General features: G+C 58.0%; 5 protein-coding genes and 2 pseudogenes. 3 read left to right on the plus strand and 4 right to left on the minus strand.

Translation table 11 applies throughout. The features are described from left to right. Window positions 1–834: pseudogene (locus CLN94_RS13655) on the plus strand (IS3 family transposase); the annotation flags it as partial. Between the two features lie 208 nt (window positions 835–1,042). Here the strand turns inward: CLN94_RS13655 and CLN94_RS13660 are convergent. Continuing rightward, complete coding sequence (locus tag CLN94_RS13660) at window positions 1,043–2,719, minus strand: alpha/beta hydrolase (protein ID WP_096434572.1); 1,677 nt, start codon at window positions 2,717–2,719, stop codon at window positions 1,043–1,045. 234 nt (window positions 2,720–2,953) lie between these two features. Here CLN94_RS13660 and CLN94_RS13665 point away from each other — a divergent pair, with 234 nt between their 5' ends. Continuing rightward, window positions 2,954–4,003 (plus strand): alpha/beta hydrolase, encoded by a 1,050-nt coding sequence (locus CLN94_RS13665; RefSeq protein WP_245845251.1) that lies wholly within the window; start codon window positions 2,954–2,956, stop codon window positions 4,001–4,003. A 397-nt stretch (window positions 4,004–4,400) separates the two neighbouring features. Here the strand turns inward: CLN94_RS13665 and CLN94_RS13675 are convergent, their stop codons facing one another. Then, complete coding sequence (locus CLN94_RS13675; protein ID WP_179300319.1) at window positions 4,401–6,035, minus strand: M81 family metallopeptidase; 1,635 nt, start codon at window positions 6,033–6,035, stop codon at window positions 4,401–4,403. A 247-nt stretch (window positions 6,036–6,282) separates the two neighbouring features. Between CLN94_RS13675 and CLN94_RS13680 the strand changes: the two genes are divergently transcribed. Then, window positions 6,283–7,254 (plus strand): helix-turn-helix domain-containing protein, encoded by a 972-nt coding sequence (locus CLN94_RS13680; protein ID WP_096434580.1) that lies wholly within the window; start codon window positions 6,283–6,285, stop codon window positions 7,252–7,254. Between the two features lie 163 nt (window positions 7,255–7,417). Here CLN94_RS13680 and CLN94_RS13685 read toward each other — a convergent pair whose 3' ends face one another. Beyond that, a complete protein-coding gene (locus CLN94_RS13685) occupies window positions 7,418–7,792 on the minus strand; it encodes a potassium channel family protein (protein WP_096434582.1) in 375 nt (124 codons plus the stop codon). 69 nt (window positions 7,793–7,861) lie between these two features. Next, window positions 7,862–8,525 (minus strand): annotated as a pseudogene (locus CLN94_RS13690) (integrase core domain-containing protein); the annotation flags it as partial. Window positions 8,526–8,569 lie beyond the last annotated feature (44 nt).

Here is an 8,569-nt window from a genome sequence, read left to right on the forward strand (position 1 = left end):
CGCCGAGCCTGCAGGCTGGTCGGTGTCGATCGCAAGGCAGTCCGGCGTGAACGCCCGCCGGACTGCGCCGAGATCCGCAAGGAGATGCAGGAGATCGCCAGCACGCGGCGTCGGTTCGGGTATCGCCGGATCGGCGTGCTGCTGGAACGCAAGGGCATGAGCATGAACCACAAGAAGCTCTACAGGATCTACCGCGAAGAAGGGCTGTCGGTGAGACGGTGGCGCGGCCGGAAACGGGCGCGCGGCACGAGGGCGCCGATGCCGGTTGCCACGCATCCCAACGCGCGTTGGTCATTGGACTTCGTGTCCGACAGCTTCGGCGCCTCGCGGAAGTTCCGGATGCTGGCGGTGATCGACGATTGCACGCGGGAATGCCTGTGCCTTGTCGCGGACACCAGCCTGTCCGGCGCACGGGTTGCCCGGGAGCTCAGCGCCCTGATCCGGATCTACGGCAAGCCCGGCTGCATCGTCAGCGACAACGGCACCGAGTTCACCAGTCGGGCGATCCTGAAATTGGCTGACGAGAACACCGTGCCGTGGCACTACATCGATCCCGGCAGGCCGCAGCAGACCGCGTTCATCGAAAGCTTCAACGGCAGCCTGCGGGACGAGCTGCTCAACGAGGAAATCTTCGACAGCCTCGACGACGCACGGTGAAAGCTGGCCCTCTGGCGCTACGACTACAATGCGGTCAGGCCGCATTCCTCGTTGAAGAACCTGACGCCGCAGCAAGCGCGCCGGACGCTTGAGCAATTTGAGGGCTCCGCGCCCGGCGCGCTTGCGCCAGATGCGGAACCGGAATACCAAAATCCAACCTGCAGACTCTCGTTATGAATGAGGGACCAGCAGGGGGCAGGTCAAAGTGGAGCATGGCCCTCGACGCGCTCGCGCAGGTTTCGGATTACGTGCGCTATGGTGCGGGTCTTGTTATGATGGATTTCGACGGGCGCGCCGTCTTGCATTTCGTCGAGACCCCAGAGTGATAAGGTGGCCGTCTCGACGGGTCGCGGGAGCCGGCTACGTGCGTCATGACGCTCCCGAGTCACCGCTGACCTTTGGCGCAACCGAGCTGGTATCCGACTTTGCAATGCGCCTTGAGCCGTTGCGTCTCTTCGGGTGTCCAATCCGAGGGTGCCGTGACCTGAACCCAGGGCCCGATATAGTCCTCCGCGAAGTAGGCATGGCCGTGGCCGGGCGGCGCGCCGAAGGACAGGGCCATGTCGAGCGCCAGCTGGAACTGCGTCACGACGGGCATGAAGATGAAGTGCTCGGTCATGTCCTCGGCCGGCGGATCCCGCATCCACGGCGGCGCCCGCCAGAGCGACCGCGGGTCATAGAAGACGACTGGGTCGCTGGAATATTGCAGGAAGACGATGCGCATGTTTCCCCAGTCCGCTGCGGCCTCGGACGCATCCGCCGTGTGGGATGCATAGCGGACCAGCGATCCTTCCCCGATCTCGGGCAGGACCCAAGTTGTGCCCGGATTGCGCTGGTTCTGCACATGGTTCCAGAAGGCGGAGGGAAAGGGCGGCCCGACCCAGAACGCACCGTCGATGGGATCGTCGAGCAGTCGGAACATGTTCGTGGCATGCATCGATGACCATGCGCCAAGGCTCAGCCCGTGAACGTATAGACGGGGACGCGCATCGACAGGCAACGTCTTCCAGTACCCGTGCACTACGTCCTGAAGCACGGTCGCCTGTTCTAGCCCCGTGCGTGTCTCGAGGATCAGTGCCAGTGGCGATTGCAGGTAGGAATACTGGGCGGCGACCGTGGCGATGTTCCCGCCATGCATGTATTCGACCGGGTCGTGGGAGCCTGGGTCCATCCAGCCGGTGCCGGTGGGACTTGCCACGACCAGGACGTCGCGCTCGAACGCGCCCTGCCGGATCAGTTCGGCAAGCGCCAGTTCGGCCCGCGCCTCGGGCGTCTCGCCATTGGCGCGCCCGACATAGACTCGGATCGGTTCAAGCGCGGGCCGACCGGTGAAGGCCGAGATATCCTCGGAGGTCGGGCCGGAGGTGATGAAGTCCCGCCCGGGCTTGCCCATGGATGCCCAATCGATCAGGGAGGCCGCACTGCCGGTCATGCGTGGGTTGCCGGGGGGCGGCGGGGCGTTCTCGAAGAGCTCCTGGGCGGCTTCGTAGCTTTCGTCGAGGCCCGTTACGACCCCATCGACGATGCCATCGCGCGTGACCACGAACAGGATTAGTACGACCGTGATGAACCCCAGCACATTAGCGCGCCGCGGCGGCATGATGCGATAGAATCTTGACCGGATCAGGCGGAACAGCGCGGCGACGATCCGTCCAAGGGCGAAAGCGATGACAAAGGTCGCAAAGGCGATCAGCAGGATCGTGGCGATTTGAAGCGCATCCGCTTCTTCCATGCCCATCTTCCCGCGGATGTCGTTCTGCCACCGCAGGCTGGACCCAAGGACCCAGAGAAAGAACGCCACGAGCGGTAGCGCGATCACCGTTGTCAGGATTTTTGCGGGCCGCCCGGACAACTGCGGAAGATCGGCCGCCCGCCAGAGCAACGCAACGATCTGGCCGATCAGATAACCGATCGCCATGACAAGCCCGCCGAGGATTCCTTGTAGAGCCGGTCCGCGCGGGATAAGCGACGGGGTCAGCGAGGCCGCAAAGAAGAGCAATCCGAGAAGGAAGCACGGCACCGAGACCTTGCCGATGATCCTGGCTATTCGCCCGTTGTTCATGTGGTACTGTTTACCCTGATTTCGACGTCTAGATTGCGACCTTGCCACGAAGCCGACTGACGCGCAAAAACTTACGAATCTATGCAATTTTTCATCTTCCCAATGCTACCTTCGAAAAGGTTAGTCTGAAGCACTGCCTGTGAGAGACCCTTTGCCGTCATTGCGAAAGTGCAGAGAGCAAACGCCAAAGTGCTTTTTTGGCAATCGCGGCCGAGCTGTATATCGAGGATGAAGATGTCGCCGCCAGCCTTCGCCCGCCTGATGGGCGTCATGCTCTGCCTCGGCGCCTTGTCATGCGCCTTCCCCGTGCCGTCGATGGCCCAGACGGATATCCAGGCCTTGGAATTCCCCTATTTCACGCTTCGCAACAGGACAGGATCGGATGATCCAGCTGACTTCTACGGAGGAGAACGCAGCGATCTGAAAGCGGGTGCATGCCGCGTCGAAGAGCTCGACCTTGGCGTTCTGGCGCCCCTTGCCGACATGGCTCCGAATTTCTTGCGCGAGGAACTCCTCCGCGTTCAGACGGTGGAGGAAGCGGACCCGGGCGCCATCCTGGATCAGCTAGAAGAAACGGCCGGCGCACGTGGTCCGGCGCTCTATGTCCACGGATACTATATCAGCTTCGAGAAAGGCTGCCGCCGCGCTGCGTTGCTGCAGCAGAACGCCGACCTTGTGGGGCGGTTCCTGTGGTTCAGCTGGCCCTCGGACGGTGCTCCCGCCTACTACACCCATGACGAAGCCGATCTTTACTGGAGTCTGCCGGACATTGCGGACACGATCATAGAGTTGGAGCGGCGCTTCGGCGCCGGAAACGTGGATGTCATCGGGCACAGCCTTGGTGCTCGGGGTGTCGTTCTGGCGCTGGCCGAAGTGGCCAATCGGCATCCCGACATCCGGCTCGGACATGTTGTGTTGCTGGCGCCGGATATGGATTTCGGGATTTTCGAGCGAATTTTACCCCGGGTGCGTCCCATCGCGGAGAGCACGACAGTCTACGCGACGACAGGGGACAGACCGCTGGCGCTCTCGGCGCAATTGCATGGCTACCCGCGGCTTGGGGAGACGGGAAACGATGTTTCCCGACTTGCAGGCGTCGAGGTGATCGACCTCAGCGACCTTCCCAGCGAGGGTCCAACAGGTCATCTCTATCACATCTACAGCCGAGCCGTCGGTGAGGATCTGCGCCGCCTATTGCATGCGGGAGAACGCGCCGATGCGCGGCAAGGCCTCGTCGCGCAGGGTGAAAACCTCTGGCGCCTTCGACCTGCGACGAATGAATAGCTGCGCAGCAAGTCAGTGTATGACGTATTTGACAATCGACAGCAGCATGTCGATCCCGCCCGCGAAAGCAGCCCCGAGGATCGCCGGGAATACACTGTGGTCCAGAACCCAACCCGCTCTGGCACCGGGGACTGGAAGCAAGACCAAGCACAAGATCTGAGACAGCGCCATTGCCGCTTCGGCTCCTGTCTGATCCTGCCATGCGGCCAGAAAAAGGGCAGAAGGCAACCGAGGAAATCGAGGCTCTGGTTCAACAACGGGTCCTGCATTCGTCCGAGGCCAGACTGGCTCAACCGTGTATGGCGTCCCGTTCGGTGCTGAACATGTTTGACGGGCGGTGTCATGAACCCGCGGGACTCGAGGCGCCCCACGAGTTCATCGCTCTTGCAGGTTTTCCCTAATTCGCAACAGTAAACGTTGTGTTTTCGTCGAGAGGGTAGATGGCCTCAGTCAACTGCGTGTGCTCGAAAAGAGTGATATCGCGACTGGTGGCTCCGGGAACATCAACGATCAGCACCTTGTCAGTGAAATTCTCATAGAACGCTCGGAAGTGATTCCCGCTTTTGACACCGATGACGTCATATTCCTGGATGGCGATGCCATGTGGCCTCGCTTGTGAATCGTCATAGGCCTGAACCAGGCCGGATATAACGATGACATCCACCGTATCCGAGATAACCAGCCTGACTGAGGGACCAAAGTTGTAAGGGATACCGTAAGCGGTCCCCCCACGAACGAACTCGTAGCCATCCGAAATCGACTTGACATAGGCTTTGGTTTTGATCGGATCGCCCGCAATCGGCTCAAACTTTCCCCCGAGGTTCACATCGATTGTCGCTCCGACGCCGGCAGCGACTGCGGCCTGTGCGGTTTCCGGATCGTGTATGGAAATGAAGGCGACTTTACCCAAGCCTTCTGTTTCCAAAAGGGCGCGCAGCAGGTGCGTCCCCGAGCCGCCCGCCCCACCACCTGGATTATCCGCAGCGTCCCCAATCACAATCGGTGTATGTTCGATGATATCACCCTTCGTCGGCTGCTGACGCTCATAGCGGCCGTCTCTGTCGAGCATGGCCAGTACAGTGCTCATCGTTGAGTCCAAGTCATTCAGTGGATAAAAGGCATCCTGCTTATTATCCCATATCCACTGGGACAATTCGTCCACCAGATCTTGTGCCAACTTGGCGTTGTTTTCGGTGGTGACCATCGGGTACACGCCGATAAAATCGGTGTCCTGGTACGGGAAACCATGCATTACAGAGCAATTGAGAACACCGGGACGGTTTTCGATCTCAATACACTTTTCCTTGAGCTGATTTCCAAAAATGCCTTCCTCTTCCGTGTTACTGAGCGGCATCATCAGCGGCACCTTGCGATAGGCGGCCGTTGGGTTCGACTCTCCTGCCAGGATCGCAGCGGCACGATACATTGCATCACGTGCAGCTTCATTCATATCCAGATGAGGATATTTTTTGCAGGCACTGAAGAAATTCATATTGTTCTTCATTTTGTCCGTGATCTTGCCATGCAGGTCGCCAGACCAGACGATCATCGTGTCCTTTCCTACCAGTCCTCGGACGGACTCCGCCAGATCTCCTTCAAGATCGGGTGTTTTATCCACAACGCCTGCACCGTGAAGAGCGAGGTAAACGATGTCCAATGGCATTTGCGCTCTAAGCGTATCGAGCATTTCTTTTTTTGCATCGTTCCAGAATTCTGCATTCACCAAACCAAAGCTCGAATCCGGTCCGTATATGAGACCTGGGAGCAACTCCCAGCCGTTTTCCTCGCACACATCTACTGCCCCGCCCAAGGCTGTTCCTCTGAGTGCCTTGATTTCATCACCCCGAAAGATACGCATGTTGTCCAGCGTGGTTTCGCCCATGCCTTCGGTGAGGTATGTGTTTGTTTCATGGAAAAAACCGACACAGCAGACCCGTAATTTTCCACTTTTTACTGGCGACCCCAGTACATGCGACGATATTGCAGTAACCCCTGCAGAGACGGCTAGTGTATTGAATGTTCTGCGCTTCATAAGCTTTACTCCATCTTGAGCAGGGCGACGGCACGCGTCGCGGTCAAGTGCTTCGGGTTCAGTTTTGCATTCTCGACCGTATCTCTGTGGAGTCGATTCGAGCATGGAAATGAGGGTCAGATCCTACTCTGGTGGTAAGGTGGGCCCAGAATCGAGGGTCAAATCCTACGCTGCCGGCGGCTACGAGTTCACTTAGGAGTTGACTGCGTTAGGTCTTGCGAGACGCAAGCCGGGAGGGAGAGGTATCATGAATGTGGGCCAACCGAAGCACTTGTCGCGCTTCCCCGCGAAGACCGACCTGACGCATCAAGAGTTCTGGCGCGGCTTGCCCACCCTTCAAGCCGAAGCGGTGCTACTCGGGCCGGGACGCCTGGAGTACAAGATGCTGCAAGTCACTGGACGGGATCTGCTCATCTTTCGTAGCAAGGTCGCGCCAAAAATGGCCAGCACCATCGTGCCTCACCCGGATTGGGTGGTTTTGATGGTACCAGTCGATTGGCACGGCGACTATGTTTTCAATGGTCAAGTAGCAAGACCGTTCGATGTTTTTGTTTCTGGCGGTCCTGACGGCTATTCCACCACTGGCGAAAAAAGACACAACTTGGCATTGGGTGTGCGAAAATCTAGCCTCAAGGAGGCATGTGCCAATTTGAGTGGTCGCTATATCGAAGATGTCGCCCTCGACGATCAACAGATAGCCCTTGGTGCGGCGGTGGGCACAAGGTTTCACAGGCGGATTCTGGAGACGATAGCAGCGTCACTGGAAAAGTCTCTGGGTTCCGGTAAGTTTGCACTCGACGCTGTCGTTGAAAATGATCTGTTTTCTGAGATTGCAAACCTCATCATGGCAGAGACAATCGAACAAAATTCTGTATCTAGTATTAATCTTGACCCGGTACGAGTTGTCAGGCGCGCAGAAGAACTGTTTGAAGACCGCACGACCAATCCACCAAGCATAGCTGACCTTTGTAAGGCGGCTAACGTCGGAACAACAAAATTGCACTTGTGTTTCAATGAAGTTTACGGCGTTTCGCCAATTGCGTACTTGCAAGCGAAGAGAATTACCCAAGCGCGCTGTACATACCTATCGGCGGAAAAGGTCCCACCTTCGGTCAAAGATGCTGCCCTGTCGTTTGGCTTCACCCACAGCGGTCGTTTTGCCAAACGATATCGCTACTTTTTTGGGGAATACCCCTCAGAGACCCTCAATAAGCGATGAATTTGCCTGAATCTCAGATTTGCCTTCTTTAAGACTTAACCTTAAAATATTTTGTGGGCGAATTTGAACACTACCGCCCTCGTGTATGTCGACCGGTCGCATCAGCATCCTGCAGGAAGCAAGCGCCGGGGATGCTCTTCGTTTCGGTATTGGCTTTAGATTTTCAGGCATCATCAGACTTAGTCAGTTGCTTTTGGGAGGGCGGCTCTTTGTTGTCGCCCTCCACCTTCAACAAAGCGCGCGCGAATTGAGCGAACAGCGCGACGAAAACGCCAACGCCAACGAAGATATAGATGATCGTGAAGAGCTTGCCTAAATCGGTACGTGGCGACAAATCACCAAGACCCACAGTCGAAATTGTCGTTACGCTGAAATACAATGCGTCGATCCACGACCATTCTTCCACAGAGTGGTAGAACAGAGTTGCAGAAAGCAAGATAAGCACGGCCAGCGCGAAATTGGCCCGAAACATCGGAGCACTCCAAGAGTGCACGATCGCTTTGAGAAGTCTTACGAAGGTGATGGCGAAAGACAGCATAGAAGACACTCCACAATAACGCGGCTTGGGTTGGCTGGCCTGCCCCTACCGGGTGGTCCGGTTTCAATCTTAGTGCAGGACGGGTCTTGGCGCTACGCTTGGGGTGGCCAGCGAAGTGGGGCCGGATGGCGAAGCCGGCCACTTCAGGACCTCCAGGGCCATTGGCCGATAGCCCAGCGATGAGTGCTGGCGTTTGGTGTTGTAGTGCCGGCGCCTGCTCTCGATGGCGATCTTAGCCTCGGCGAGGCTGAAGAAGATCTCTCCGTTCAGGAGTTCGTCGCGGATATTCTCGTTGAATCTCCCGCAGTAACTGTTCTTCCAAGAGCTGCTAGGCTCGATTTAGTCGGTCTTTGAGCCGACGGCAGACGTCAACTCTCTCACGGCTTTGGCGATGAACTCCGGACCGCCTTCGGGACCGACATAGTCGGGCACGCCCTGCAGGATGAAAAGGTCGGACAGCACCTCGATGACATCCGTTGAGCACAACTTCCTGTCAATGCGGATATCCGTAGCGCCTGCATTCAGAGGCAAGTGCGATGATGTCCGCAGTTAGCGCGTCGTGATTGGCGCGGCCTTGCCGCACCTTCCGCTGGGTTGACCGACGCCGACCGAGAACTCGAGAGGCGAGCCGAACGGTGCCCGACCACGATGGCATTGTTGCAGAAAGGCGGCTTGAGGCGTGACTTCCCCTTTCCCCTTCATGTTCAGGGCACGCGTACGATCTCGGCGGTGCCGAGGGCATTGAAGCGGTTGATGAGTGCGACGCGGATGTGGATT

The sequence above is a fragment of the Pseudothioclava arenosa genome, from assembly GCF_002358085.1.
GTDB classification, from domain to species: domain Bacteria; phylum Pseudomonadota; class Alphaproteobacteria; order Rhodobacterales; family Rhodobacteraceae; genus Pseudothioclava; species Pseudothioclava arenosa.